This window comes from Pseudomonas sp. P4795 (genome assembly GCF_048822895.1).
Classification (GTDB): Bacteria; Pseudomonadota; Gammaproteobacteria; order Pseudomonadales; family Pseudomonadaceae; genus Aquipseudomonas.
This window is the reverse complement of record NZ_JBMFBT010000003.1, coordinates 552,769-578,894: the sequence shown is the minus strand read 5'-3', so window position 1 is coordinate 578,894 and position 26,126 is coordinate 552,769. Positions and strand designations below refer to the sequence as shown.

20 protein-coding genes and 2 tRNA genes are annotated in these 26,126 nt (G+C 59.1%); 15 read left to right on the top strand and 7 right to left on the bottom strand.

Annotated elements, in window-relative coordinates; all coding sequences use genetic code 11:
* Positions 1–4: 4 nt before the first annotated feature.
* The 3 genes from ACOI8A_RS11290 to pdeM are packed head-to-tail and all read left to right on the top strand — an operon-like array spanning position 5 to position 3,971.
* On the top strand, positions 5–769 hold the full coding sequence (locus ACOI8A_RS11290) for an ABC transporter ATP-binding protein (protein ID WP_420648237.1): 765 nt from the start codon (positions 5–7) through the stop codon (positions 767–769).
* Between the two features lie 59 nt (positions 770–828).
* Complete coding sequence (locus tag ACOI8A_RS11285) at positions 829–3,315, top strand: ligase-associated DNA damage response DEXH box helicase (protein WP_420651350.1); 2,487 nt, start codon at positions 829–831, stop codon at positions 3,313–3,315.
* The gene (gene pdeM / locus ACOI8A_RS11280; protein WP_420648239.1) at positions 3,315–3,971 is read left to right on the top strand and encodes a ligase-associated DNA damage response endonuclease PdeM; all 657 of its coding nucleotides are present in this window, start codon (positions 3,315–3,317) and stop codon (positions 3,969–3,971) included. Before ACOI8A_RS11285 ends, pdeM begins: the two co-directional genes overlap by 1 nt.
* Positions 3,972–4,017: 46 nt before the next feature.
* On the opposite strand, the gene ACOI8A_RS11275 is transcribed toward pdeM, so the two are convergent.
* Together ACOI8A_RS11275 and dcd are read right to left on the bottom strand one after the other, a co-directional pair.
* Positions 4,018–4,227 carry a hypothetical protein gene (locus tag ACOI8A_RS11275; RefSeq protein WP_212549564.1) on the bottom strand — a complete coding sequence of 70 codons (210 nt, stop codon included), beginning with the start codon at positions 4,225–4,227 and terminating at the stop codon, positions 4,018–4,020.
* Positions 4,228–4,334: 107 nt separating this feature from the next.
* A complete protein-coding gene (dcd, locus tag ACOI8A_RS11270) occupies positions 4,335–4,901 on the bottom strand; it encodes a dCTP deaminase (RefSeq protein ID WP_129390062.1) in 567 nt (188 codons plus the stop codon).
* A 355-nt stretch (positions 4,902–5,256) separates the two neighbouring features.
* On the opposite strand from dcd, the gene ACOI8A_RS11265 reads away from it, so the two are divergent.
* The gene (locus ACOI8A_RS11265; RefSeq protein ID WP_002554837.1) at positions 5,257–5,466 is read left to right on the top strand and encodes a cold-shock protein; all 210 of its coding nucleotides are present in this window, start codon (positions 5,257–5,259) and stop codon (positions 5,464–5,466) included.
* 118 nt (positions 5,467–5,584) lie between these two features.
* On the opposite strand, the gene ACOI8A_RS11260 is transcribed toward ACOI8A_RS11265, so the two are convergent.
* A complete protein-coding gene (locus ACOI8A_RS11260; RefSeq protein WP_420648240.1) occupies positions 5,585–6,592 on the bottom strand; it encodes a DUF481 domain-containing protein in 1,008 nt (335 codons plus the stop codon).
* A 165-nt stretch (positions 6,593–6,757) separates the two neighbouring features.
* Between ACOI8A_RS11260 and ACOI8A_RS11255 the strand changes: the two genes are divergently transcribed.
* From ACOI8A_RS11255 to ACOI8A_RS11240, 4 genes are all read left to right on the top strand, one after another.
* On the top strand, positions 6,758–7,111 hold the full coding sequence (locus tag ACOI8A_RS11255; RefSeq protein WP_420648241.1) for an MGMT family protein: 354 nt from the start codon (positions 6,758–6,760) through the stop codon (positions 7,109–7,111).
* A 43-nt stretch (positions 7,112–7,154) separates the two neighbouring features.
* Positions 7,155–8,714 carry an AmpG family muropeptide MFS transporter gene (locus ACOI8A_RS11250; protein WP_420648242.1) on the top strand — a complete coding sequence of 520 codons (1,560 nt, stop codon included), beginning with the start codon at positions 7,155–7,157 and terminating at the stop codon, positions 8,712–8,714.
* A gap of 129 nt (positions 8,715–8,843) precedes the next feature.
* Positions 8,844–10,559, top strand: a complete 1,716-nt coding sequence (locus tag ACOI8A_RS11245) for a proline--tRNA ligase (protein ID WP_420648243.1) — start codon at positions 8,844–8,846, stop codon at positions 10,557–10,559.
* 17 nt (positions 10,560–10,576) lie between these two features.
* Complete coding sequence (locus ACOI8A_RS11240; protein ID WP_420648244.1) at positions 10,577–11,530, top strand: hypothetical protein; 954 nt, start codon at positions 10,577–10,579, stop codon at positions 11,528–11,530.
* A 99-nt stretch (positions 11,531–11,629) separates the two neighbouring features.
* On the opposite strand, the gene dinB is transcribed toward ACOI8A_RS11240, so the two are convergent.
* Entirely contained in the window at positions 11,630–12,691 is a 1,062-nt protein-coding gene (gene dinB / locus ACOI8A_RS11235) for a DNA polymerase IV (protein ID WP_420648245.1), read from the bottom strand.
* A gap of 280 nt (positions 12,692–12,971) precedes the next feature.
* Here dinB and ACOI8A_RS11230 point away from each other — a divergent pair.
* The 7 genes from ACOI8A_RS11230 (at position 12,972) to ACOI8A_RS11200 (ending at position 23,191) form a co-directional block, all read left to right on the top strand.
* Positions 12,972–13,048, top strand: a tRNA-Met gene (locus tag ACOI8A_RS11230).
* Positions 13,049–13,269: 221 nt separating this feature from the next.
* A tRNA-Met gene (locus ACOI8A_RS11225) sits at positions 13,270–13,346 on the top strand.
* Positions 13,347–13,625: 279 nt separating this feature from the next.
* Positions 13,626–16,265, top strand: coding sequence for a bifunctional lysylphosphatidylglycerol flippase/synthetase MprF (gene mprF, locus ACOI8A_RS11220; RefSeq protein WP_420648246.1), 2,640 nt, complete (start codon positions 13,626–13,628; stop codon positions 16,263–16,265).
* Positions 16,265–17,560, top strand: coding sequence for a virulence factor family protein (locus tag ACOI8A_RS11215; protein ID WP_420648247.1), 1,296 nt, complete (start codon positions 16,265–16,267; stop codon positions 17,558–17,560). The genes mprF and ACOI8A_RS11215 overlap by 1 nt, the downstream gene beginning before the upstream one ends.
* 186 nt (positions 17,561–17,746) lie before the next feature.
* Complete coding sequence (locus tag ACOI8A_RS11210) at positions 17,747–18,847, top strand: hypothetical protein (RefSeq protein ID WP_420648248.1); 1,101 nt, start codon at positions 17,747–17,749, stop codon at positions 18,845–18,847.
* Positions 18,826–20,487, top strand: coding sequence for a hypothetical protein (locus ACOI8A_RS11205; RefSeq protein WP_420648249.1), 1,662 nt, complete (start codon positions 18,826–18,828; stop codon positions 20,485–20,487). The genes ACOI8A_RS11210 and ACOI8A_RS11205 overlap by 22 nt, the downstream gene beginning before the upstream one ends.
* Entirely contained in the window at positions 20,474–23,191 is a 2,718-nt protein-coding gene (locus ACOI8A_RS11200; protein WP_420648250.1) for an adenosine deaminase, read from the top strand. The genes ACOI8A_RS11205 and ACOI8A_RS11200 overlap by 14 nt, the downstream gene beginning before the upstream one ends.
* 67 nt (positions 23,192–23,258) lie before the next feature.
* Here the strand turns inward: ACOI8A_RS11200 and ACOI8A_RS11195 are convergent, their stop codons facing one another.
* The 3 genes from ACOI8A_RS11195 to ACOI8A_RS11185 all read right to left on the bottom strand — a co-directional run bounded on the left by ACOI8A_RS11195 (position 23,259) and on the right by ACOI8A_RS11185 (position 25,864).
* Positions 23,259–23,546, bottom strand: a complete 288-nt coding sequence (locus ACOI8A_RS11195; RefSeq protein ID WP_420648251.1) for a type II toxin-antitoxin system RelE family toxin — start codon at positions 23,544–23,546, stop codon at positions 23,259–23,261.
* 11 nt (positions 23,547–23,557) lie between these two features.
* Positions 23,558–23,848 (bottom strand): type II toxin-antitoxin system Phd/YefM family antitoxin, encoded by a 291-nt coding sequence (locus ACOI8A_RS11190; RefSeq protein WP_420648252.1) that lies wholly within the window; start codon positions 23,846–23,848, stop codon positions 23,558–23,560.
* Between the two features lie 174 nt (positions 23,849–24,022).
* Entirely contained in the window at positions 24,023–25,864 is a 1,842-nt protein-coding gene (locus ACOI8A_RS11185) for a potassium transporter Kup (protein ID WP_420648382.1), read from the bottom strand.
* Positions 25,865–26,126: the final 262 nt, after the last annotated feature.

Below are 26,126 nucleotides of genomic sequence, written 5' to 3'. Positions count from 1 at the left end.
TCCCATGTACAAACTGACCGTTGAAGGCCTGCACAAAAGCTATGGCGACCATCAAGTGCTTAAAGGCGTCTCGCTCAAGGCCAGGACCGGCGACGTGATCAGCCTGATCGGCGCCAGCGGCTCGGGCAAAAGCACGTTTTTACGCTGCATCAACTTTCTCGAACAACCCAACGACGGCGCCATGAGCCTCGATGGCAAGGCAATCCGCATGGTCAACGACCGCCACGGCATGCACGTCGCCGACGCCGATGAACTGCAACGCCTGCGCACGCGGCTGGCGATGGTGTTCCAGCATTTCAATCTGTGGAGCCACATGACCGTGCTGGAAAACATCACCATGGCCCCGCGCCGGGTGCTGGGTTGCAGCAAACAGGAAGCTGATGACCGTGCGCGGCGGTATCTGGACAAGGTCGGTTTGCCGGCGCGCGTGGCAGATCAATATCCGGCGTTTCTGTCTGGTGGCCAGCAGCAACGGGTTGCCATCGCACGAGCATTGGCGATGGAGCCTGAGGTGATGCTGTTCGACGAACCAACTTCGGCGCTCGACCCGGAACTGGTGGGCGAAGTGCTGAAGGTGATTCAGGGTCTGGCCGAGGAAGGCCGAACCATGATCATGGTCACCCACGAGATGAGTTTTGCGCGCAAGGTGTCCAGTCAGGTGCTGTTTCTGCATCAAGGGCTGGTGGAAGAAGAAGGCGCGCCGGAAGATGTGCTGGGCAATCCGCAGAGCGAACGTCTCAAGCAATTTCTCAGCGGCAATCTCAAGTAAAACTAAACCCATGCCCGTGCGGTCACTGAAGGAACACGTTCAGAGCGCATACCGCCGGCATGGGAACCTCCACCGACTTCGCCAGACTCTGGTTCAACGCCCGCGGCTGGAAACCATTCGCCTTTCAGAAACAGGTGTGGGCGGCGGTTAAACGCGGCGAATCCGGATTACTGCACGCCAGCACCGGCGCCGGTAAAACCTATGCGGTGTGGTTCGCCGCGCTGAATCGCTTTGCCCGCCTGCGCGCACCGGTCGAGACCACGCGCAAGCGCAAACCGGTTGCCGAACCGCTGACGGTGCTGTGGATCACGCCGATGCGCGCACTCGCCGCCGACACCGCGCGTGCGTTGCAGGCGCCGCTGGACGATCTGCAAATCCCCTGGAGTGTCGGCTTGCGCACTGGTGACACCGACAGCAGCGAACGCGCGCGGCAAAACCGCCGGCCGCCGACCACGCTGATCACCACCCCGGAAAGCCTGACCCTGATGCTCGCCCGCGCCGACGCGCAAACTGCGCTGGCGACCCTGCGCATGGTCGTGGTCGATGAATGGCATGAACTGCTCGGCAACAAACGCGGCGTGCAACTGCAACTCGCACTCGCACGGCTGCGGCGCTGGAACCCCGAACTGATCGTCTGGGGCGTATCCGCCACCCTCGGAAATCAATCCCACGCCGAAGAAGTGCTGATCCCACAGGGTGGCGGCGTGAGTGTTCAGGGCCAAAGCGAAAAGACGCTCGCGGTCGATACCCTGCTCCCACCCGCTACCGAGCGTTTTCCCTGGGCCGGACACATCGGCCTGAAGATGTTGCCGCAAGTGGTCGCCGAACTTGACGCCTGCGCCAGCAGCCTGGTGTTCACCAACACGCGGGCGCAGTCGGAAATCTGGTATCAGGCGTTGCTGGAGGCGCGGCCGGACTGGGCCGGATTGATTGCCTTGCATCACAGCTCACTGGCCCGCGACACCCGCGACTGGGTTGAGCAGGCGTTGAAAAATGGCCAACTGAAAGCAGTGGTGTGCACGTCGAGCCTGGATCTGGGGGTGGATTTCCTGCCGGTCGAACGCGTGCTGCAAATCGGCTCGGCCAAAGGCGTCGCCCGTTTGATGCAGCGTGCCGGCCGTTCTGGCCACGCTCCCGGACGCACGTCGCGGGTGACATTGGTGCCGACGCACAGCCTGGAATTGATCGAAGCCGCAGCAGCCAAGGATGCCGTGGCGCAACGGCGCATCGAACCGCGCCTGTCGCCGCACAAACCGCTGGATGTGCTGGTGCAACATCTGGTGAGCATGGCGCTTGGCGGTGGGTTTGTTCCCGATGAGCTGTACGAAGAAGTCCGTGGCGCTTGGGCATATCGCGAACTGAGCCTTGCCGATTGGGCGTGGGCGCTGGCTTTCGTACGTCACGGCGGGATGTCTCTGACGGCGTATCCGGATTACCGAAGGGTCGAGCCGGATGAGCATGGCGTCTGGCGCGTGCCCGACGCACGCTTGGCGCGGCGCCATCGGATGGGCATCGGCACCATCGTCAGCGATGCGAGCATTCAGCTGAAATTCTGGAGCAAGGGCGGCGGTGGTAAGCAGTTGGGCAGTGTCGAGGAAGGTTTTATCGCGCGGCTCAAGCCCGGCGACGGCTTCCTGTTCGCCGGGCGCTTGCTGGAACTGGTGCGGGTAGAAAACATGACTGCCTACGTCAAACGCAGCACTGCGAAAAAAGCTGCGGTGCCGCGCTGGAATGGCGGGCGCATGCCGCTCTCGAATGAACTCGCCGAAGCGGTGGTCGAGCGTTTCAGTGCCGCTGAGCAGGGCCAGTTTATTGGCCCGGAGATGCAGGCGTTGCGCCCATTACTGGAAACCCAGGCGCGCTGGTCCGGCCTGCCGACCCGTGACAACTTGCTGGCCGAGGTGCTGAAATCCCGCGAAGGCTGGCATCTTTTTATCTACCCGTTTGCCGGTCGCCAAGTGCATTTGGGGCTGGCAAGTCTGTTGGCGTGGAGGGTCAGCCAACGTCAACCCGTGACATTCTCGATTGCGGTCAACGATTACGGACTCGAATTACTCAGTGCCACGCCGGTCGACTGGTCGCAGCAACTCGATGCCGCGCTGCTCAGTCCTGAGGATTTATTGCGCGACGTGCTGGCCAGCCTCAACGCTGGTGAACTCGCATTGCGGCGCTTTCGGGAAATCGCACGGATCGCCGGGCTGGTGTTCGCCGGCTATCCCGGTGCGCCGAAAAGCACCCGACAAGTGCAGGCCTCCAGCGGTCTGTTTTTCGAAGTATTCAAACAATACGACGCCGACAACCTGTTGCTTGCGCAGGCCGGGGAAGAAGTCCTACGCGAAGAACTGGATATTCGTCGACTGGAACAGACATTGGAGCGCATCAACCGGATGAAACTCGACCTGCACCTGATCAAACGTCCTACACCGCTCGGCTTTCCGTTGCTGGTGGAGCGCATGCGCGAAAGCATGAGTTCGGAAAAACTTGCTGACCGCATCAGGCGCATGGTCGGCGATCTGGAAAAAACTGCCGACAGCGGTAGATCCTGATGGATGCGCCCTATCCAGTGCGCCTCGCGGGCGAGGAACTGTGGCTGCTGCCGGAGAAAGCCATGTATTGGCCGGCACAGCAGGCACTGCTGATTGCCGATGTGCATTTTGGCAAAGCCGCGGCCTATCGCAGCCTCGGTCAGCCAGTGCCGCATGGCACCACGGCGAGCAATGTTGAGGTGATCGAGCGGTTGCTGGCGAAACTACCGTGTCGGCAGCTGATTTTCCTTGGCGATTTTCTGCACGGCCCGGGTTCGCATGCCGCCGGGACCTTGCAGACGCTGGCACAGTGGCGCGCTCGCCATGCGGATCTGCCGATGACGCTGATTCGCGGCAACCACGACAAACGCGCGGGCGATCCACCGGCTTCGCTGAACATCCGGGTGGTGCCGGAGCCGCTGCTGCTCGGGCCGTTCGCCTTGCAACACGAACCTGATCCGCATCCTGAGCGGCATGTGCTGGCGGGCCATGTGCATCCGGTTTATCGCCTGCATGGAAAGGGTCGGCAAAGTCTGCGGCTGGCGTGTTTCAGATTGGGTGAACGGATCAGCTTGCTGCCGGCGTTCGGTGCGTTTACTGGCGGCTATCAGGTTGATCGGGATGACAGCTGCAGGATTTTCGTCATCGGTGATAACGAAATATGGCCCGTGAGTTGAAATGTTGTTCAGACTTCAACTCACGGGCCATGCATGAATGTGCGGATCAGGCGACAGGCGCGGGTGGCGGCTCGTCCGGCAACGTCGGTTCGCCAGGTTCGGTCGGCTGCTCGTTTGGGGTATCGGGATCAGGCTGACCAGGAATACCGCCGGCCATGCTGATGGGCGGGTGCGCCAACAGGGACCAGGCCAAAACGCCAATCTGATTGGGCTCAAGCCTTGCGAGTTCGGCAGTGATATGCGGATCGATCTTCATGAAGCACTCCTCGGCGAAGGCCCGTTTTGCCAGAAACAAAAACGGGCAGTACACCCCATAGAGTGTCTGCCCGCCAAAGAATTCCCGAAATCCGCCGGATGGACGACTCAGGTACGCGGCAGTGTTACGCCACGCTGGCCCTGGTACTTGCCGCCACGGTCCTTGTAGGAAACTTCGCATTCCTCATCGGATTCGAGGAAAAGCATCTGTGCCACGCCTTCGTTGGCGTAGATCTTCGCCGGCAGGTTGGTGGTGTTGGAGAACTCCAGCGTCACATGACCTTCCCACTCAGGCTCGAGCGGCGTCACGTTGACGATAATGCCGCAGCGCGCGTAGGTGCTTTTACCCAGGCAGATGGTCAGAACGTTGCGTGGAATACGGAAGTATTCGACGGTGCTGGCCAGCGCGAAGGAGTTCGGCGGGATGATGCACACGTCACTGTGGACGTCGACAAAGCTGCCCGGGTCGAAATTTTTCGGGTCGACGATGGACGAGTTGATGTTGGTGAACACCTTGAAGTGGTTAGTGCAACGCACATCGTAGCCGTAGCTCGACACACCGTAGGAAATCACCCGGTTGTCGTCGTTGCCACGCACCTGGCGCTCAACGAACGGTTCGATCATGCCGTGTTCCTGCGCCATGCGGCGAATCCACTTGTCCGATTTGATGCTCATGGCGGGTGTCCTGAATAACGAGGTGGAGAAAAAATCTGTCCGGCATCTTACCGGGCGCGCCGCCGCGTTCAAAGTCCGTCGAGCAATTCTCGCCGAACTCCCCGGAAATACGGGGCGTGGCGACGATCCGCGGAACCGCTGATCCTTAAATTCAAGAAACCTTTGCAAGAAACATTGGCACGTTACGAAAAACCGGTTAAGGTGGCGTCACTGTGTTGCTTGTGTCACTGAGAATCTCTACACGATATGTTGAATTTCGATCCAACCATCTACAAGAATTTTTCCTGCTCTTTGCACTCAGTCTCGGCCAGGGCACTTCCTGCGTCGCAGTTATCTTTGTTCAAGGAGTTACACCATGTCTAATCGCCAAACCGGTACCGTTAAGTGGTTCAACGATGAAAAAGGCTTCGGCTTCATCACTCCACAATCCGGTGACGACCTGTTCGTTCACTTCAAAGCTATCCAATCCGACGGCTTCAAAAGCCTGAAAGAAGGCCAACAGGTTTCTTTCATCGCTACCCGCGGTCAGAAAGGCATGCAAGCTGAGGAAGTACAAGTTATCTAACTTGTAGCTTCTTTAGTAAAAAGCCCCGCCCTCAAAAGCGGGGCTTTTTTGTGGGCGTGTGTTTTGCGCACGCAAAAAAAATCGCAGCCGCAATGGCTGCGATTTTTCGTAGGCGGTGTTACCAGGCTACGCCAAACCCTGCGGTGTAACGGGTCTTGTTCAAATCCGCATCGTTGGTACCACTGATGATGTCACGCTCGGCCTTGAGGTTGAGCGACGCCCAGTCAGTGACCTTGTAGCGCAGGCCCATCTCGGCATCCAGTGCGTAATCGGCTACACCTGAAAGCGGCTTGCCCACTTCGCCATTGGTGAAGAATTCGACTTTCTTGCCGATCAGGTAACGGTTGTAATCCCATTTCATAGCGATCGAATAGAAGTTGTCTTTGGCGCCGTCGCGATACTGATAGTCGGTGCGGTTGAACAGCGAGCCAAGAGAGAACGCGCCCAACTCATCATCCCAGAACTGGTAGCCCGGACCGGTACCCACTACACGCTGACGGGCCAGTTCTTCGATGTGATCGCGCTTGTAATTCACACGACCCTGCCAGAACCACTGATCCGTCAGGAAGCGATCGAGGGAATACTCGGCGCGCCAATTGTCAGTGGTGGTCACGTCATCCTGTACTTCGCGGCTGTACTCGCCTTCAGCGATGTGACGCCAGCGGCCGTGACGCGCGGTAGTCTTGAAGCCGACGTCATAGTCGTCGGTGTCTTTTTCGGCACGCTGATAATCCAGCGCCAGATCCACATTACCCTTCCACACCAGATCTTCGACGACAGGTTTAGGCTTGAGGATCTGCTGAATGCTCGCCAGCTCCACAGTCTTCGGCGCTTCGCCGTTGGCCAGGGTGACCTTGCCTTCTTCGGCGGCGCTCAGCGATTTGGCTTTCTCGCCACTGTAGGCGTCCTGCTTGACCAATAACTCCTGATCGCTTTCCAGGGTCTTGACCTCTTTCCAGTCAATCGAGACGGCGCCAGCGTACTTGGTCTGGACCAATAGTTTGCCGCCGTCGAAAACGGTAATTTTACCGCTCAGCTTGTCACCGTTCTTCAACCAGACAGTATCGGCAAGCAGGGGCGTGGACGCACTGAAGACAGCAAGGCACATCAAAGTTCTGGACAACATAAGCGAATCGAAGGCTCAAGATTGCGGAAAAAGTTCGGCATTATCCGTAGGAATAAGACCCTGACAAGGACTGACCCAACTATTTCTATTGAGTTCATTTCTCAATTGCGCAGCCACCGTTTACGCTAAAGCCTGTAAACGCGATCAAATTCAGGAACCGCGCCCGTGACCGAGCCACGCCAAGCCCCACCAGACGAAGCGCAAATCCGACGCACGGCGCTCTACTCGACGCTGGCCCAGGTACCCGAAGGCAAAGTCGTCAGCTACGGTCAGTTGGCCGAACTGGCCGGATTGGGGCGCGCCGCCCGCTGGGTCGGCCGCACCCTGAGCCAGTTACCCGGCGATACCAAGCTGCCCTGGCACCGTGTTCTCGGCGCCGGAGGCAAGATTAGCCTGCCGGTTGGCAGCCCGTCCGGGGACGAACAACGCGCGCGTTTGCGCACGGAAGGGATTACCGTCCAGAACAATCGTGTGGATATTCGGCGCCATGGCTGGCGCCCGGTAGAGCACAGCGGTTAGAGTGCGCGCTTTGTTTTCGCAATCTTGAGGCAGACTCCAGCCCATGCCCCGTAAAACCTGGCGCGCCGCGCTCGCCGCCTATGCCAGTCCTTCGACGCTCGTGCTGTTGCTGCTGGGTTTCGCCGCCGGCCTGCCGTACATGCTGGTGTTCTCAACGCTATCGGTCTGGCTGCGTGAAGCCGGTGTGGCCCGTGAAACGATCGGCTATGCCAGCCTGATCGGCCTCGCTTATGCGTTCAAATGGGTCTGGTCGCCGCTGCTCGACCAGTGGCGCCTGCCGCTGCTGGGCAAACTTGGCCGGCGCCGTTCGTGGCTGGTGCTCTCGCAAGGCCTGGTGATCCTCGGCCTGATCGGCATGGGTTTCTGCGATCCGCAAAAACACTTGTCCTGGCTGATCGCTATTGCTGTGGTCGTCGCCTTCGCCTCCGCGACTCAGGATATTGCGGTCGACGCCTATCGCCTGGAAATCGCCGACGACAGCCGTCAGGCCGCGCTCGCTGCCAGCTACATGTCCGGTTACCGGATCGCTGCGCTGCTGGCGACTGCCGGCGCACTGTTCTTCGCCGAAGGCTTCGGCTCGACCGGTTTCAACTATCAGCATTCAGCCTGGGCCGGCACTTACGTGCTGTTCGGCGCGCTGATGATCCCAGCCCTGCTGACCACCCTGTTCATGCGCGAACCCCCGGTGCCGCTGCGCACGCAGTTGCAGGCCGGCCGCTACACCTTCATGCACCAACTGATGTCGGTATTTGTGCTGATCATCTTGCTGGTATCCGTCCCGGCAATGTTCACCCAGTTGTACAACACCGATTTCGCCAGCGTGCTGTTCGAAGGCGTCAGCCCGCTCGACTTGCTGCTCGAAGACCGCGCGTTCCTGCGGGCGATTCTCTACACCACGCTGACCTTCCTGTGCCTGTCGGCCATGGGGCGTCGCGGCTTGGCGCCGGTGCTGACCCCGGTCAACGACTTCATCATGCGTTACCGCTGGCAAGCGCTGCTGCTGCTCGGCCTGATCGCCACCTATCGGATGTCGGATACGGTGATGGGTGTGATGGCCAACGTCTTCTATATCGACCAGGGTTTCACCAAGGATCAGATCGCCAGCGTCAGCAAGATCTTCGGCCTGATCATGACGCTGGTCGGCGCCGGCATGGGCGGTTTGCTGATCGTGCGCTTCGGCATTCTGCCGATTCTGTTCATCGGCGGCATAGCGTCCGCCGGCACCAATCTGTTGTTCGTGATGCTCACTGACATGGGCCCGAACCTGCAGATGCTGGTGGTGACCATTTCCCTCGACAATTTCAGTTCCGGCCTCGCCACTTCGGCGTTCGTCGCCTACCTGTCGAGCCTGACCAACCTGAAATTCTCCGCGACCCAGTACGCCCTGCTCAGCTCGATCATGCTGCTGTTGCCTCGCCTGATCGGCGGCTACTCCGGGGTGATGGTGGAAAAATTCGGCTACCACAGTTTCTTCCTGATCACCGCGATGCTCGGCGTGCCGACCCTGCTGCTGATCGCATTGCACTGGTTCCAGGAGAGCCGCCGCGAAGGCCCGACGCCGACGCCCGAGCCTGTGCCGACTCCAGTCGCGGAAGAATCGTAGGAAAAGTCAGCGGCGGCGGGAGGATTGCCGCCGTCCAGCCTCGCCGCCGGCCACACTTCTGTACGTCAGCAAATCTCGCCGGTACACTGCTCCGTCATTTCCAGTCTCAGCAACCGACAACGGCCAACCATGCGCACCAGTCAATTTTTGCTCGCCACACAGAAAGAAACGCCTTCCGATGCGGTAGTGATCAGCCACCAGCTGATGCTGCGCGCCGGCATGATCCGCAAACTTGCCTCGGGCCTGTACACCTGGCTGCCCATGGGTTTGCGAGTAATGCGCAAGGTTGAAGCCATCGTTCGTGAAGAAATGAACGCCGCCGGCTCTCTGGAAGTGTTGATGCCGAGCACCCAACCGGCCGAGCTATGGCAGGAATCGGGACGCTGGGAAGAATACGGCCCTGAGCTGCTGCGCTTCAAAGACCGCCATGGTCGTGATTTCTGCGCGGGCCCGACCCACGAAGAAGTCATCACCGATCTGATGCGCAACGAGTTGAGCAGCTATAAGCAGTTGCCGATCAACCTGTACCAGATCCAGACCAAATTCCGTGACGAAATCCGCCCACGCTTCGGTTTGATGCGTGGTCGCGAGTTCATCATGAAGGACGCGTACTCGTTCCACGCCGACCAACCGTCGCTGCAGGTCACTTATGACCGCATGCATCAGGCGTACTGCAACATCTTTACGCGTCTGGGTCTGAAATTCCGCCCGGTTGAAGCTGACAACGGTTCGATCGGCGGCGCCGGTTCCCACGAGTTCCACGTATTGGCCGAGTCCGGCGAAGACGACATCGCCTTCAGCAACGGCTCCGACTACGCGGCGAACATCGAGAAAGCCGAAGCCGTGCCGCGCGAAACCGCGCGCCCCGCTCCGACCGAAGAGTTGCGCCTGGTCGATACGCCAGACACCAAGACCATCGCCGCACTGGTGGAAAAATTCAATCTGCCGATTGAAAAGACCATCAAGACCCTGATCGTGCGCGCCGAAGAAGAAGGCAAGCTGATCGCCCTGGTGATCCGTGGCGACCACGAACTCAACGAGATCAAGGCTGCCCAGCAACCTGGCGTCGCCAGCCCGCTGATCATGGCCACCGACTCCGAACTGCGTGACGCCATCGGCGCCGGTGCAGGTTCGCTCGGCCCGCTGAACCTGCCGCTGCCGATCATCATCGACCGTTCGGTCGAGCTGATGAGCGACTTCGGTATCGGCGCGAACATCGACGACAAGCATTACTTCGGCGTCAACTGGGAGCGTGATCTGCCGGTTCCGACCGTTGCCGACCTGCGTAACGTGGTTGCTGGCGATCCAAGCCCGGATGGCAAAGGCACGCTGGCCATTGCACGCGGTATCGAAGTCGGGCACATCTTCCAGCTGGGCAACAAGTACAGCAAGGCGATGAAGTGCGAAGTGCTGGGTGACAACGGCAAGCCTGTAACCCTGGAAATGGGCTGCTACGGCATCGGCGTTTCGCGCGTGGTGGCTGCGGCCATCGAGCAGAACAACGACGCCAACGGCATCATCTGGAGCGACACTCTGGCGCCATTCCAGATCGCTCTGGTACCGCTGCGCTATGAAACCGAGCAGGTACGCGAAGCCACCGACAAGCTGTATGCGGAACTGACCGCTGCCGGCTTCGAAGTGCTGCTGGACGACCGTGACAAGAAAACCAGCCCGGGCATCAAGTTCGCGGACATGGAACTGATCGGCATCCCGCACCGGATCGTGGTCAGCGACCGTGGCCTCGCCGAAGGCAACCTGGAATACAAGAGCCGTACCGAAAGCGAGGCGCAAGCCCTGCCAGTCGCCGACGTGCTGTCGTTCCTTCAGGCCCGTATCCGCCGCTGAAACCAGATAGAGACGTCATGTTCAAGCGAAACACCTTAGGCCTCGGAGGCGCCACCCTGTGTGGCGCCCTGCTGGTCAGCGGCTGTGCCAATCACATGTCACAGCGCAGCGAGCACGAGGAACGTGTCGAGCGCAAATTGCTCGATCACAGCCTGCAAATTGATGTCGGCGAGCCCAAGGTGCTTGAGCTGCCGCAACGCCGCGTGAAGATTCACGAACAGAAGACTTTCGAAGTCACCGAGTTCGAAGTCAGCCGGCATTACGACCGCTACACGCCGTACCAGCCCTGGCGGGAGGTCTACGAGATCCCGCTGGGCGTGGTCGCGGTGGTCGGCGGTGTCGGCGCAAACATAGTCAACGTGTTCGCACTCGGCAATTTGCCGGATAGCGTCACGCGCGACTGGTTCAGCTACGGTTTTGCCGGGCTTAACCCGTTCATGAACGTGCAATCCAACGGACGCGCGCAGCAAAACCTGGCCGGCATCGACGAAGTGCAACGCGACAAACGCACCGAGTATTCGAGCCTGCCGTGGAGTGAGCGCCCGGTGCAGGTCAAGGCCGGCAAGCAGACTTTCGACATGACCACCGACCGCAATGGTGTGTTACGCCTGAACTTGCTGGACAGCCCGTTCGCCGAGCATGACCTGAATCATCTGGGCAAATTGCAGATCACTGTCGAAGACGGCAAGGACGACGTGCACACCGACTCGACGCTGGCAATCAGCCCGGGTCTGCGCGGCAAGCTGCTGGAAGCTCACGGACTGATTTACGAAGATCTGGAAGACGACGAAGTGAGCCAGTGGGTACACCGGGTCAAACGCTTGTCGGAACTGGGTCTGGAGGAAGAAGCCAGCGAGCTGGAACAGAGCCTGATCGAACTGACGCGCAACGATCCTGAGTTGCAGGCCGAGTTTCTCAAGTCTCTGACCAGGGATGCCGGGCGACTGGTGGCGGATCCGGGACCGAATTAAGGCGCCTTAAAAGATCGCAGCCTTCGGCAGCTCCTACAGGGTTCACACGCCCCACAATGTAGGAGCTGCCGAAGGCTGCGATCTTTTGCTTTTATAAGCTCAACGCTCAAACAACTCCATCTGCTCAAACCCGCCGCGCAAATCCTCCAGCCTCACGCCGACCCCAAGCAACCGCACCGGTTTACCACCCCGATTGAACGCCTGCGTCAGCATCAACTGATAACTGCCCAAGTCCCGCCCTGCCCCAGCCTGCTCCAGTGTGGTCTGGGTGAAATCGTGAAACTTCACTTTGACGAACGGCTTGCCCGGCCGGTAGCTGCTGTCGATGCGTTCCATGCGGGTTTTCAGGGTCTCCAGCAATTCCGGCAGCTTGTCGAGGCAACTGCGCAAATCTGGCAAGTCCACATCGTAGGTGTTTTCCACGCTGATCGACTGACGGCGACTGTCGTTGTGCACCGCACGCTCATCAATCCCACGCGCCAGGCTCCACAATCGCTCGCCGAAACTGCCGAATTCGCGCACCAGCGTCAGCTTGTCCCACTCGCGCAGGTGCTGACAGTCAACAATGCCCAGCCGGCCAAGCTTGTCGGCGGTGACTTTACCCACACCGTGCAACTTGCTCACCGGCAGACCGCTGACAAACTCTTCGACTTGATCCGGGGTAATCACGAACAAGCCGTTGGGCTTCTTCCAGTCGCTGGCGATCTTGGCCAGGAACTTGTTTGGCGCCACACCGGCGGAAACAGTGATGTGCAACTGATTGGACACGCGGCGACGGATATCCTGAGCGATCCGCGTAGCACTGCCGCCGAAATGCGCACTGTCGGAGACGTCGAGATAGGCTTCGTCCAGCGACAACGGCTCGACCAGGTCGGTGTAATCGCTGAAGATCGTATGGATTTCTCTGGACGCCTCGCGGTAGGCATCCATCCTTGGCTTGACGATGGTCAGGTCCGGGCACAGCTTCAAGGCATGCCCGGAAGACATCGCCGAACGCACACCGTAGGCGCGCGCTTCATAGTTGCAGGTGGCAATCACCCCGCGCCGATCCGCTGATCCACCCACCGCCAGCGGCTTGCCGGCCAGGTTCGGGTCATCACGCATCTCAATGGCGGCGTAGAAACAGTCGCAGTCGACGTGGATGATTTTTCGCTGAGTCATGACAGAAAAGGCAACGTGGCGAGCCGGATCGGCAGTATCTCACTGACACCTGTATATAGCACCAGTGGTAAGAAGGTTCTTTTGCACCTGTAGGAAAACCCGGATGAATTTATTTTATTAATCGAAAAGCGGGATCCAATAGAGCTACAGCCCTTGCCCCGCCTGCGCCTCAGCCCCGCAAGCCGTCTCAGTCAAACGGCTAACTGATTGAACCTTAAGCTTTTTATCTGGATTGCGGGTTGACACCCCGGCGATCCTCTGTAGAATGCCGACACACAGACGCGGGATGGAGCAGTCTGGTAGCTCGTCGGGCTCATAACCCGAAGGTCGTCGGTTCAAATCCGGCTCCCGCAACCAAACATCAAAAAAGGCTACTCGAAAGAGTGGCCTTTTTTGTGCGCGTCAGTTTCTTCCTTTATAGAGAGCTGCTTATGGGTCTGCGCTGCAAAGGAATTCTTTAAGATTCCGGAACTTAGCGCCGCCCTGCGACAGAATGACGCGATTTGGCATTTATTTGAATCTTCTCGAGATTAGCGGTTGACACTCCGCCGTTCCTCTGTAGAATGCCGCCACACAGACGCGGGATGGAGCAGTCTGGTAGCTCGTCGGGCTCATAACCCGAAGGTCGTCGGTTCAAATCCGGCTCCCGCAACCAAACATCAAAAAAGGCTACTCGAAAGAGTGGCCTTTTTTGTATCTGTCGAAAAAGTCCTTTCGCAACAATGATCTGTCACTGTGCAGTGAACCGCTCAGGATCATCAAACCTGCTGTGCTGCGACTATGCTTGAGTCGCGGGCAACGGGTCTGCAATCCATGAGATGCCCTCGCCGATCCTCGGTGGGAGGCGTAATATTTTGTGATTATTTTTTCCTACAGGGATTGGTAACTTGGCTGGATACCTCCATCCTGTCGCGCACAATCCAAGAGGTGATTGATGCGCGCCAAATCGTCTGATCCACAAGACACCGTCACAGCGAACCAACCGATCAAGCCTGAGCGCCTGCGCTTGCTGGATCGAATCAGCAAATACCGGCAACCGATTGGTCTGGCCGTCACTCTGCTGCTGTTCGCCATCGCGCTGATTGCCTGTCGTCATCTGCTCAGCGAGCTGGATCTCGATGCGCTCCACGACTCTATTCTCGACGTTCCGCGACCGGCATTGCTCGGTGCTCTGGGCGCGACTGCGATCGGCTTCATTATTCTGCTGGGCTATGAATGGTCGGCCAGTCGTTATGCGGGCGTGACGCTGCCGCCGCAAACCCTGGCCATGGGCGGCTTCACAGCCTTCGCCATTGGCAACGCGATCGGGCTGTCGCTGCTGTCCGGCGGCTCGGTGCGCTACCGTTTATATGCACGCCATGGTCTGGGCGCGTCGGAAGTCGCGCACATGACCCTGTTTGCCAGCCTGTCTCTTGGCTGCGCCCTGCCCCCGCTGGCGGCCCTCGCCACACTGAGCGACTTGCCTGCCGCTTCCCAAGCCTTGGGACTGTCCGAGATGTTGCTGGGCAGCGTCGCCTCGGTGGTGCTGCTGCTCGGCGCAGCTTTGGCTGTCGGCATCTATCGCCGGCGCCTGCCGGAACAGCCTTACCGTGACAACCTGCTGGTCAAGGCCGGCCGCCGCACCCTGCGCCTGCCGGGTCGGCGCCTGACCTTCCTGCAACTGATCATCACCGCCCTCGACGTCGCCGCTGCCGCCACCGTGTTGTATCTGCTGCTGCCCGAGGCGCCGCCATTTGGCGCGTTCCTGCTGGTGTACTTGCTGGCCCTGGCCGCTGGCGTGCTCAGCCATGTGCCGGGCGGCGTCGGCGTGTTCGAAGCGATTCTGCTGGCTGCCTTTGCCGACAAACTGGGTGCCGCGCCGCTGGCCGCTGCGCTGCTGCTGTATCGCCTGATCTATGTGGTGCTGCCGCTGCTAGTGGCCTGCGTACTGCTGCTGATCAACGAAGGCCAGCGCCTGTTTCAGTCGCAGACGATGCGTGCGGCTTCCGGTCTGGCGGCGCCGATTCTCGCGGTGCTGGTATTCCTGTCCGGCGTGGTGCTGCTGTTTTCCGGCGCGACTCCTGAGATCGACACCCGTCTCGAGCACATTGGCTTTCTGATCCCGCATCGTCTGGTTGATGCATCGCACTTCGGCGCCAGCCTGATCGGCGTGCTGTGCTTGCTGCTCGCACAAGGCTTGCGTCGGCGCTTGTCGGCGGCATGGATGCTCACCACCATTCTGCTGCTGGTCGGCGCCCTGCTTTCGCTGCTCAAGGGTTTCGATTGGGAAGAAGCGCTTTTGATGACGCTCACCGCGAGTCTGCTGGGGGTGTTCCGCCGCTCGTTCTATCGCCCGAGTCGTTTGACCGAGTTGCCCTTCTCGCCGCTGTATCTGGTCGCCAGTCTGTGCGTGCTCGGTGCCTCAACCTGGCTGCTGCTGTTCGCCTATCAAGACGTGCCGTACAGCCATCAGCTCTGGTGGCAGTTCACCCTCGACGCTGACGCCCCGCGCGGTCTGCGTTCGTTGCTCGGCGCTGCGGTGTTGCTGATCGTGATCGCCCTGACCTGGCTGTTGCGCACCGCGCGCCCGGTGATCCACTTGCCGACGCCGGATGAGCTGGAACGCGCCTCGAAGATCCTGATGGCCTCGGCGCAACCCGATGGCGGCCTCGCCCTGACCGGTGACAAGGCGCTGCTGTTCCACCCCAACGACGAAGCCTTTCTGATGTACGCCCGCCGTGGGCGCAGTCTGGTGGCGCTGTACGACCCGATCGGCCCCGGCCAGCAACGCGCGGAAATGATCTGGCAGTTCCGTGACCTGTGCGACATCTATCACGCCCGACCGGTGTTCTACCAAGTGCGCGCGGAGAACCTGCCGTACTACATGGACATCGGCCTGACCGCGATCAAACTCGGCGAAGAAGCCCGGGTCGATCTGATTCGCTTTGACCTGGAAGCCAAAGGCAAAGAGATGAAGGACCTGCGTTACACCTGGAACCGTGGCACCCGCGATGGCCTGTCGCTGGAAATCCACGAGCCGGGGCATGCACCGATGGATGAACTCAAGGTGATTTCCGACGCCTGGCTGACCGGCAAGAACGTGCGCGAGAAAGGCTTCTCCCTCGGCCGCTTCAGCCACGATTACCTGAAGCATTTCCGCATCGCGGTGATTCGCTTCGAAGGCCGCCCGGTGGCGTTCGCCAATCTGCTCGAGACTTACAGCCATGACCTGGCCAGTCTCGATCTGATGCGCGCACACCCGGACGCGCCGAAGCTGACCATGGAATTCATGATGGTCGGCCTGATTCAACACTATAAGAGTCACGGATACGCGCGCTTCAGCCTGGGCATGGTGCCGTTGTCGGGGTTGCAACCCCGCCGTGGTGCACCGCTGACCCAGCGTCTGGGTTCGATGGTTTTCCGCCGTGGTGAGCAGCTGTACAACTTCCAAGGCTTGCGCCGCTTCAAAGACAAGTTCCAGCCTGACTGGGAACCCCGTTATATGGCCGTGCCCGCCGGACTCGATCCGCTGGTGGCGCTGGCCGACACTGCTGCCCTGATCGCGGGCGGCTTGACTGGATTGGTGAAACGCTGATGATTCAACGCTCCCTGAAGTACATCCTGGCCGCACTGATTGTGCTGGCAGTGATTGCCGGCGGCGGTTTCTGGTACCTCAAACGCCCGGCACCGGAACCGACCCTCGAACAGCTGAAAGCGGCCGATGGCACGGCCATGACCCGCATCATCCCTGGCACCAAGCCCAAGGCGCAGGTGCTGGTGGCCGTCACCGACGAACAGAAACTCAGCGACAAGCAACTGAGCACTCTGAGCCGCAGCGCCTCGGCGCAGATCGTTCAGGTGATTCTGCCCAAAGACTGCCTGCTGCAAAGCCGCGCGCTGCAAACCGGCCTGCGTGAACTGAACGGCCCGGCCACACTGGTCAGCGGCATAGGCCCTGGCGCGGTGCTGGCATGGCGCTGGTTGTCCGAGCAGAAAGACGACAAGGCCCAAGCCGTGTCCGTCGACCTCGCACTGGAAAAACCCGGCTGCACTCACCTGCTGCCGAAAGCCGCTGCCCACGGCCATTGGCTGGTGGCGTGGAACGACAACCCGGACGACGCCAGCGCAGGTTTCGTGCGCGATCAACCGAACGCCGAAACCAGCATCAGCGACTACGACATCAATCTGCCGCAAGTGCTGAACAACGAACTGCGCAAAATCCTCGTCGGCGGCGACAAAGCTGCCGGTGGTCTGCAGATTCCAGTGGTAGAAGTCCCGGCCGGTCAAGCCAAGGACACCGTAACCCTGTTCCTCTCGGGTGACGGCGGCTGGCGCGACCTCGACCGCGACGTGGCCGGCGAAATGGCCAAGATCGGCTACCCGGTGGTCGGCATCGACACCCTGCGCTACTACTGGCAGCACAAGAGCCCGGAGCAAAGCGCACTGGACCTCACCGAGCTGATGCAGCACTACCGGCAGAAATGGGGCACCAAACGCTTCGTCCTCACCGGTTACTCGTTCGGCGCCGACGTCTTGCCGGCGATCTACAACCGCCTGCCTGAAACCGAGCAGCAGCGCGTAGACGCTATCATCCTGCTGGCCTTCGCCCGCACCGGCAGCTTCGAAATCGAAGTCGAAGGCTGGCTCGGCAACGCCGGCAAAGAAGCCGCCACCGGCCCGGAAATGGCCAAACTGCCAGCGGCCAAGGTCGTGTGTATCTACGGTGAAGAAGAGGCCGATGAAAGCGGCTGCACCGACAAGACTGCGGTGGGTGAGGCGGTGAAACTGCCTGGCGGCCATCACTTCGACGAGAACTACCCGGCGCTGGCCAAGCGGTTGGTGGATCTGATCGAGAAGCGTCAGAGCAAGGATTCGGTTGCCGAAGAGTGATCTGAAGCCGACCTGACAAAAAGCCCTCGCAGCGTTATGGCTGCGGGGGCTTTTTTGTGGGCGGGCGGTTCATTTTCAATTGAAAGCGGACGCATGAGCGAGCGAAGAAAGGCGCCAAGGCCATTATCTCGCCATCACCCAAATCTCCAAGTAAACTAGTCCTATTTTTCAGGAAGGGAAACCGAGATGAGTGAGACGCCGCTGGTAATCAACCTATTCAAAAGACTCGAGCAACCCGACGACATTTTGCAAAAAGATGCCATAAAGCGGCTGGACCAACTGATCAGCGAGCAGCTGCAAACCATCCCTAAAGAGTCCTACACCGCATTCAGTGAAACGTCCCTGAGCTACACGCGCGCCCACAACGCTATCCTCGTAGAAGGTGGCCGAGGAAGCGGTAAAACCACGTTTCTTCTAAATGCACTCAAAAGGTTGGACAAACCAGAAGAAAAAGATCGGGCAGAAGACAAAAACCTTTCGGAACTGTCTGGCAAGCTTCATGTGCTGCCTATGATTGACCCCACGCTGATTGAAACCAAAGAAAACATCATCATTGTCATACTGTCGATGATCGAGGCAGCCATCGCGAAAGTTACGGACCAAAACGATCGGATGGAGAAGCCACGACAGGACTTGGCTGAAGGTCTTGGCCTATTGGATGGAATCGGACCCGATAAAGCTTATGGCAACGAATGGGAAGATGCCAACTGGATCATGAGCCGTGGATTGAACAAAGCCAAGAAAGGTCGGTCGTTTGAGCTTAAATTCAGCATTTATCTTGAAACTGCTCTGAGCATACTCAACCAGAAAGAAGCTTTCGTCATTGCCTTTGACGACGTGGATACAAACTTTAACCACGGCCACACGATCCTTGAGACCATCCGTAAATACCTGACATCTCCCCGGCTTGTTCTGTTGCTATCGGGAGACTTGGACCTCTATGGCCGACTGCTGCGACGCAATATTTACAGTTCGTTCGGGGAGCAGGTCATGAAGAATGACCCCACGATCATCGGCGGTGATAAACACAACCTCAGCCGCGCGGTGCTCGAACTGGAAGAACAGTACCTGCTAAAAATTGTGCCTCCACAGAATCGAATCCCGATGTTGCCATTGGGCGGAATCATGCAGCGCTCGGGGATTGCAGTTAAGACCAGCCAAGAGCAGGCCGCGTTACAAAACCTGCCTTTGTGGGCAGGCGAGAAAATCCGAAAGTTACTGCTGGAAAGGATGGAACAACGCAGCCGTTTTTTGACTTCGTCTCCATGGAACACCTGCGCTTGGTGATTGGATATCTACAAGCACTGAATCAGGACGACCAAAAGTTTAGTCGTCAGATGATTTTTAAGGTATTTGAAACTCGACTCAGAGCCAGTTTGATCCCCATCGATCTCATCGAACGAGGCAACTTCGATTACGCGCTCAGATCTGCGTTCGAATGGCTGACCAACCAGAGCGATGCGCCTGAGTTACTGCAATTTGGGGTTCCAATCGACCCTGTCAGGGCCGTTGTGCTGCACTGCTTAGCGTTAGCACTTGCCCAAGGCTTAGAGACGCGCAACGGGGGAGCATTAAGGGCACTGTTCGCCCTGGCGTTGCCCGTTACGATGATGCGACGTCCAGAGAACATCGACAAAGAGACCCGTACGTCGATTTTCAGCTTTCTTTGGACCAACTCATCCCCCTCCCTACCCGAGATAGCAGCGCGTATCGGTGCCATCGATAGGTCCCGCCGTCAAGAAATCGGCAAAGTACCTGCCAGCTCATTTGGGACCGTAGGACTGACTCACAAACTTTCCCCTAAAGATAATCTACTTCGCGTGTATGGCTTAAACGATCCTGTGAAAAGTGGCGATCACCTGACCATCGGGGATCTTTGCAACCTCAACGATGATGAGCTCAATCCCGCGGCCGCGAGTTGGATTTACCTTATGAATCACGCTGGATATGGAGATCGCCGGGTTCGCCAAAGTGTCAGTTGGTTCTCCATAGACGACCTTATTCAGGAGCGAAGTGGAAAGTTCAGCGAGATCCTGAGACTGATCGTCTACAAACGCTTCAGCGCGCGCGGTGAAATGTTTCGCACACTTTCAGCCCTGTCCCTTTTCGCTGTAATTGGTGACCTGTTGATGTCCATCGACATTAGCGACCTGACTGCTCATTCGGTCTTCGCCACCATTCCTCCGTTCAAGCGCGAAAAAACCCAAGATGAGCTCAACTTTGCGACCGAAGCCGACGAAGAGCTGAGCGATGAGGATTCGGGGAGCGGAGAAGATGGGGGCGACTCTCCTCCCGATGAAGATTTCGACAACTTTGAGCAAAACCTCAGAGACTGGCACGCCTTCGCACGCGCCTCCCACCTGAACGCCGCAGTTTCTCCTGCAACGCTTGGCAGCATTGCTTCGCGTATTCATGACGACCTGATGGATTTGGATGAAAAGGTGACGTCGTCTTGGAAAAGCGGACAGATTCTGCATCGGCAGATAGCCAACATCTTGCATGGCATTCTCGTACTCACCTCAGGTTTGTCCGGGCGTAAGGAAAGTCCGAAAGTTTCTGATCGCCCCTTGCGGGAGGCACTTGGACGCATTCAGGGATCCCGAACGGAGGCATCCCTTCATCCTTTGGCGATCATTGTCCTATCCTGCCCACTTGTGTGGGCTTTCCTGAATCCCAATGACGATGAAGATCTCGAAGACTGGACTCCCAATCCCCTGAAAGTCACCGCACTCCAAGCATTGACTGACTGGAGAGACAATCAAAAAGAGAATCGCTTCAAAGTTACTCCTAACTTTGAGAGTTGGCTGACTCCACCTTCCATTCGGATCAAAATCGGTCCTATCGTTCAGCCCGCCAACCAACGCACATTATCGGTTGAAGGCTTCTACCACGTCCTCAACGTCGTGCCACGCAATGTCACGAAATAAACCCGGGCAGTCCTCGCCCCTCGCCAACGAGCTGTTCGAGGCTCGTGAGTTGGTGGATTACGCCAAGTGCGTGCTGGGCAACCTCGACCTGATGCGCGCCTTCGAGCGGATGGCGCAATCAGCGCCCCTCGGGGTCGAGCCGCTCAAGCACTTCACTCGCGAGCAACAGGCAATCTTGAACGACGCCCACAGCACCGGACGTTTCCTGGAAATGCGCCGACTGCATCCTGCGTTGACCGATGAGGGCGTCGAGAACCGGATCGCGCGGATCGTGAAGCGGATCAATGGCCGCACCGCAGTGCCCGATCAGTATCCGGGCAGCCTGCGCCTGGGTCGTGGGCAGAATCCGCCGAAAGGCACGGACGATGACCTCAATGGCAATCTGCCGGAACTGTTGTGGTGCCTCGGCGACCTGTTCCTGTGCGAAGGTCGCGACGGTTCGATCCGCGTGCGCACACGCCTGTTGGAGCCGTGGCAGGATCTGGTGCTGGTGGTTCCGCCGCTGCTGATCACCTCGGCCTGGATGGCGCAGCGTCTGGACTTGTCCGACACCACTCCCTCAGCTCACGAGTTGCGGCGCGCTGTCAGCCGGATCAACGCATGGCTGTGCGATTCCACCCTGCCGGTGGACGATGATCCGTTTCTCGATCACCTGTGCCGCACCGAGGGGCTGGACGAAACCCATCTGCACCTCAACGGCACCACCGAGGCGGAAAAGGTCTGGTTCGACGCGCTGGAGCGCCCGGAACAGGTGGTCGGCGGTCTTACGGCCAAGACCATCAAACAAGACATCGGCATCAGGATCCCGATCGGCAATGGCGTGAAACGCTTGCTGCAACAAGAAGATCCGGACCTTTCCCCGGAGCGACTGATGCAGCGGGTCACCAGCGCTGCGGCACTGAAGGCACGCTTGTTGAACCACGCTGCCGGGAAAGTACCCCAGACGTGTGGCGAACCGCCGGTCGCGGCCTATCGACGTGCCCAGGAACACTGTTTGCGGCGCCTGTCTTCGCAGACGCCCAGAGTGGTCAAGGAAGCCTGGCAACTGGTGACACTGTTCAAGGGCTTCGATGAGCAACGGATGGATCACACCAGCGGCCTGCTGCTCTGGCACTACGCGTTGCTGCGCGCGCAGTTCTGTCGTTTGCTGATTCAGCAAGCAGATCAGAAAGGCTTCGATCAGTTTCAAAGCATCACCCTCAACGAGTTGCGCGAAGCGACAGAAAAGGACTACGCCGAGCGTTTCCGCCAGATCGAGCGCGGACAGCAAAAAGGCGTGGACTTCCTGGAAGGTCGCTTCACCCCGAAAATGACGCCCGATGACAGTGCAAAATTGCTCGGATTGATCTTGCGCGGTTATCTGGAGTTCCTTGGCGAAGCGGTGGCGCGACCTGCCGGGGTGATGCGCGAAGCACGCGAGTATCGCTCTCTGTCGGACTTGCTGAGCCGAGTCCGCCGGCTGGAAAAAGGCGATGATCAATGGCCTGGCATTTCGCCAGAGCAACCCGGTACCAGCCACATCCCCAGCTCGCCCCGACGCTTACGCCTGGGGCTGGTGCCGCACTTCGTCAAACAGAGCGACAAGAAGGAGCGCGAAAGCTTCTTCACCGGAGACAAACTGCGCGCGATTTGCCGGGACGCGAAAGTGCGCCGTGAATCCGATCAGCGTGCGCGAGCACTGGTGGCGCTGATCCAGCGCACACCCGGACTCGAAACGCTGATTCGCGGCATCGATGCCGCCAGCAATGAACGGCACGCCGGCCCTGAAGTATTCGCGCCGGTGTTTCGGCGCATGCGCCAGGCCGGGATTCGTCGCTTTACCTATCACGCCGGTGAAGACTTCGGACACATTGTCTCCGGCATACGCGCGATCCACGAGGCGGTGGTCTTTCTCGACTTCGATGCGGGCTGCCGGATCGGCCATGGCACAGCTTCCGGGCTGGATCCGAAAACGTGGTGGCAGGCAGTCAGCGGCTATGTGGTCATGCCGGCCGAAGAGCGTCTGGACGACTTGGTATTCGCCAGAGAAATGCTGCTGTCGACCCGCACCCACATTGATAGCCTGCCGTTGATTGAAGCGGAGATTCAGCACCTGTCGATGAGGATCTGGAACGAGCCACGTATAACTCCGGACCTTCTGGCCGAGTCGTGGAAACTGCGCTCCCTCGATCCTCTCGCGCAGAGCGCAAGCGTGGACGATGTAGATCCTAATCGCCGCTTCGAAGCCCGCTGCTTTGCCAACGCCCGCCAAGGCAACGCCAAAGCTCTCAGGCACTTCCTGCGCCGGCACGGCGTCGACGCGAGCAGCGAAGAGTTGAAGGCCGCGCGCGAGGACGTGGTCGTTTCGCGGGACAATGACGTATTGCGCCCCAAAGTCATCCGCGCCATCCAGAACGCGACGCTGCACTTGCTGCGTGAGCGCTCGATCGCGATTGAAACGCTGCCGAGCAGCAACCTGCGGATCAGCATCCACAAAAGCTATAACGATCACCACGCGCGCAACTGGCTGGGGCTGGGCAAACATCCGGTAGACGGTCCCGTGAGCGTGGTCATCGGCTCGGACGACCCGGGGATTTTTGCCACCGGATTGCGCCTAGAGTACGCACACCTTTCGCGCATGCTGCACGCACACGTGATGTCGCCCGAAAACGCCAAGGAATTGCTCCGCCGGATGTGCGTGGAAGCCAAGCAATACCGCTTCTGAAAACCCAGGTCGGACGCAAAAAAACAAAAAGCTCCCACCAGTCGCAAGACTGACGGGGGCTTTTTGTTTAGAGGCGGCGCTCCGCAGCGTCGTACACCTCTTCGTCACGCCGCGCGCCAACAGCGACGATCAACACCTGTATGGCCCTGCCATCGACTCGATAGACAATTCTCGTGTCGCCGGCTCGAATCCTTCTACAACCGGCAAGACTGGCTCTGAGCGGTTTACCACTTTTGTCCGGCTCGCCGTTGATGATCCGCTCCTCGATAACATCAAGTATCCGATTGGCTGCCGACGATCCCAGTTGATCCAGATCTCCCTGGACTTCCGGATGATAAATCACTCCCCAAACCATCCAGCGCTCCCTTAATCCTTTTTGGCGTACCTTGCCCGCATATCGTCATGGCTGACTGCCTTGGTCTGGTCAAAATTGCTTAGACGCTCGCGAGCTGCCGCTTCAATGCGAAGATTCTCAAGCTCATCCAGCATTTCCTGATAGGCCTGCACATTGATGATGACCGCTGCCGGTTGGTTGTCCTTGAAGATGACCAGACGCTCAGTGGCACGACTGGAAATCTCCTTGAGCTTCGCACTGAAGCTCCTGACCATGGCAGTCACGGAAATAGCTTGGTCAGCACGCTCTAATAATGCCGTCATAATCACCTCTCACTCACATGCTGATTCGCACAATAATGCACAGAGTATTGTGTTGAATTAAACACATTGCAACCTTCTGTTTCTGTTGGCCGACCAGCAGTCAGACCAAACAGTCAACCACAAAAAAGCCCCCGCCAGTCGCAAGACTGACGGGGGCTGTTAGTTGAGGCCGGTTTACATCTCCACCTGCGTCCCCAACTCAATCACCCGGTTCAGCGGCAGATTGAAGAACCGCAAGTTCCCATTGGCATTCTTCAACATGAACGCGAACAGCGCTTCACGCCAGCGGGCCATGCCTTCGAGTTTCGAGGCGATCACCGTTTCGCGGCTGAGGAAGTACGTCGTACGCATCGGGCTGAAGTCGAGGTCATCCAGATGACACAGCTTCAGCGCCTGCGGCACGTCCGGCTCGTCGGTGAAGCCGAAGTGCAGGATTACCCGGAAGAAGCCGTCTCCGTAAGCATCCACTTCGAAACGCCGTGATGGCGGCACGCGCGGGATGTCTTCGTAGACCACGGTCAGCAATACCACCTGCTCGTGCAGCACCTGGTTATGCAGCAGGTTATGCAACAGCGCGTGCGGCACGGCGTCGGAGCGCGCGGTGAGGAACACGGCGGTGCCCTGCACGCGGTGCGGCGGTTGCACGCGGATGCTGCTGATGAAGATCGGCAGCGGCAGCGCGCCTTCGTCGAGGCGCTCGACCAGCAACTGCTTGCCGCGCTTCCAGGTGGTCATCAGCACGAACAGCGCGATACCGGCGATCACCGGAAAGGCACCGCCCTGGACGATTTTCGGCACGTTGGCGGCGAAGTACAGACCGTCCACCAGCAAAAAGCCGAGCAATACCGGAACCGCGAAAATCGGTGGCCATTTCCACAGCAGCAACATCACTGCGGACACCAGAATCGTGGTCATCAGCATGGTGCCGGTCACCGCCACGCCGTAAGCCGAAGCCAGCGCGCCGGAGGATTCGAAGCCGAGCACCAGCAATACCACGCCGACCATCAGCGCCCAGTTCACCGCGCCGATGTAGATCTGGCCCTGCTCGTCGCTGGAAGTGTGCTGAATGTACATGCGCGGAATGTAACCGAGCTGAATCGCCTGACGGGTCAGCGAGAATGCGCCGGAAATCACCGCTTGTGAGGCGATCACCGTGGCCATGGTCGAAAGGCCGACCAGTGGAATCAACGCCCAGCTCGGCGCCAGCAGGTAGAACGGGTTACGCGCGGCTTCCGGGTTTTCCAGCAGCAATGCGCCCTGGCCGAAGTAGTTCAGCACCAACGCCGGGAGCACGAGGATGAACCAGGCGCGGGCAATCGGCTTGCGGCCGAAGTGGCCCATGTCGGCGTACAGCGCTTCGGCACCGGTCAGTGCCAGCACCACAGCGCCAAGGATCGCCACGCCCATGCCCGGATGCACGACGAAGAAATTCACCGCCCACATCGGGTTCATCGCATGCAGCACTTCAGGCGAGTGGCTGATGCCATAGACACCGAGGGCACCGAGCACAAGGAACCAAGTGACCATGATTGGCCCGAAGAGAATGCCGATCCGCGCTGTGCCGTGCTTCTGAATCAGAAACAACGCGACCAGAACGACCAGTGACAGCGGCACCACCCAGTGATCGATACCATCGAACGCCAGGCCCAGACCTTCAATCGCCGACAGTACGGAAATCGCCGGGGTGATCATGCTGTCGCCGTAAAACAGCGCAGCGCCGATCAGCCCGCAGACCACCAGCAGCGAGCGCAATTTCTTGCGCTCACCCGCCGCCCGCCGCGCCAGTGCCGTGAGCGCCATGATCCCGCCCTCGCCCTGGTTGTCGGCGCGCAGCACGAACATCATGTACTTGATCGAAACGACCCAGATCAGCGACCAGAAGATCAACGACAAAATGCCCAGCACCCCGTCGTGATTGACGGCCACGCCATAGCCGCCGGAAAACACTTCTTTAAGGGTGTACAGCGGACTCGTGCCGATATCGCCGTAAACCACCCCGACCGCCGCGACCAGCATGCTCAGCGGCTTGGAGGCCGAACCCTCGGCGCCTGCCGCGTGACTACTTGCCTGACCCATCCAACAACTCCTGATTCCAGACCGGCTTCGTTGAACGAAGCACTATGCTTTGTGTGCAGCATGCGCGTTTTTACGCCCTGTAACAGACGTTTTCTTGACTGTAAAAATTCAGTAAAGCGCAAAGGCGCGAAGCATAGCGCAGCACTCGTCGTATTTCCCTGCATAAAGCTGGTCAAGTGCGCTGTCCGCCGATAGAATTGCG

Bases quoted from the DNA above. Each gene is read 5' to 3' on its own strand.
- ACOI8A_RS11210 (WP_420648248.1), top strand. From the start codon at position 17,747: ATGAGTGAGACGCCGCTGGTAATCAACCTATTCAAAAGACTCGAGCAA.
- ACOI8A_RS11265 (WP_002554837.1), top strand. From the start codon at position 5,257: ATGTCTAATCGCCAAACCGGTACCGTTAAGTGGTTCAACGATGAAAAA.
- ACOI8A_RS11260 (WP_420648240.1), bottom strand. From the start codon at position 6,592: ATGTTGTCCAGAACTTTGATGTGCCTTGCTGTCTTCAGTGCGTCCACG.
- dcd (WP_129390062.1), bottom strand. From the start codon at position 4,901: ATGAGCATCAAATCGGACAAGTGGATTCGCCGCATGGCGCAGGAACAC.
- dinB (WP_420648245.1), bottom strand. From the start codon at position 12,691: ATGACTCAGCGAAAAATCATCCACGTCGACTGCGACTGTTTCTACGCC.
- ACOI8A_RS11290 (WP_420648237.1), top strand. From the start codon at position 5: ATGTACAAACTGACCGTTGAAGGCCTGCACAAAAGCTATGGCGACCAT.
- ACOI8A_RS11245 (WP_420648243.1), top strand. From the start codon at position 8,844: ATGCGCACCAGTCAATTTTTGCTCGCCACACAGAAAGAAACGCCTTCC.
- ACOI8A_RS11240 (WP_420648244.1), top strand. From the start codon at position 10,577: ATGTTCAAGCGAAACACCTTAGGCCTCGGAGGCGCCACCCTGTGTGGC.
- ACOI8A_RS11185 (WP_420648382.1), bottom strand. From the start codon at position 25,864: ATGCTGGTCGCGGCGGTCGGGGTGGTTTACGGCGATATCGGCACGAGT.
- mprF (WP_420648246.1), top strand. From the start codon at position 13,626: ATGCGCGCCAAATCGTCTGATCCACAAGACACCGTCACAGCGAACCAA.
- ACOI8A_RS11200 (WP_420648250.1), top strand. From the start codon at position 20,474: ATGTCACGAAATAAACCCGGGCAGTCCTCGCCCCTCGCCAACGAGCTG.
- ACOI8A_RS11215 (WP_420648247.1), top strand. From the start codon at position 16,265: ATGATTCAACGCTCCCTGAAGTACATCCTGGCCGCACTGATTGTGCTG.
- ACOI8A_RS11205 (WP_420648249.1), top strand. From the start codon at position 18,826: ATGGAACACCTGCGCTTGGTGATTGGATATCTACAAGCACTGAATCAG.
- ACOI8A_RS11250 (WP_420648242.1), top strand. From the start codon at position 7,155: ATGCCCCGTAAAACCTGGCGCGCCGCGCTCGCCGCCTATGCCAGTCCT.
- ACOI8A_RS11275 (WP_212549564.1), bottom strand. From the start codon at position 4,227: ATGAAGATCGATCCGCATATCACTGCCGAACTCGCAAGGCTTGAGCCC.
- ACOI8A_RS11195 (WP_420648251.1), bottom strand. From the start codon at position 23,546: ATGGTTTGGGGAGTGATTTATCATCCGGAAGTCCAGGGAGATCTGGAT.
- pdeM (WP_420648239.1), top strand. From the start codon at position 3,315: ATGGATGCGCCCTATCCAGTGCGCCTCGCGGGCGAGGAACTGTGGCTG.
- ACOI8A_RS11285 (WP_420651350.1), top strand. From the start codon at position 829: ATGGGAACCTCCACCGACTTCGCCAGACTCTGGTTCAACGCCCGCGGC.
- ACOI8A_RS11190 (WP_420648252.1), bottom strand. From the start codon at position 23,848: ATGACGGCATTATTAGAGCGTGCTGACCAAGCTATTTCCGTGACTGCC.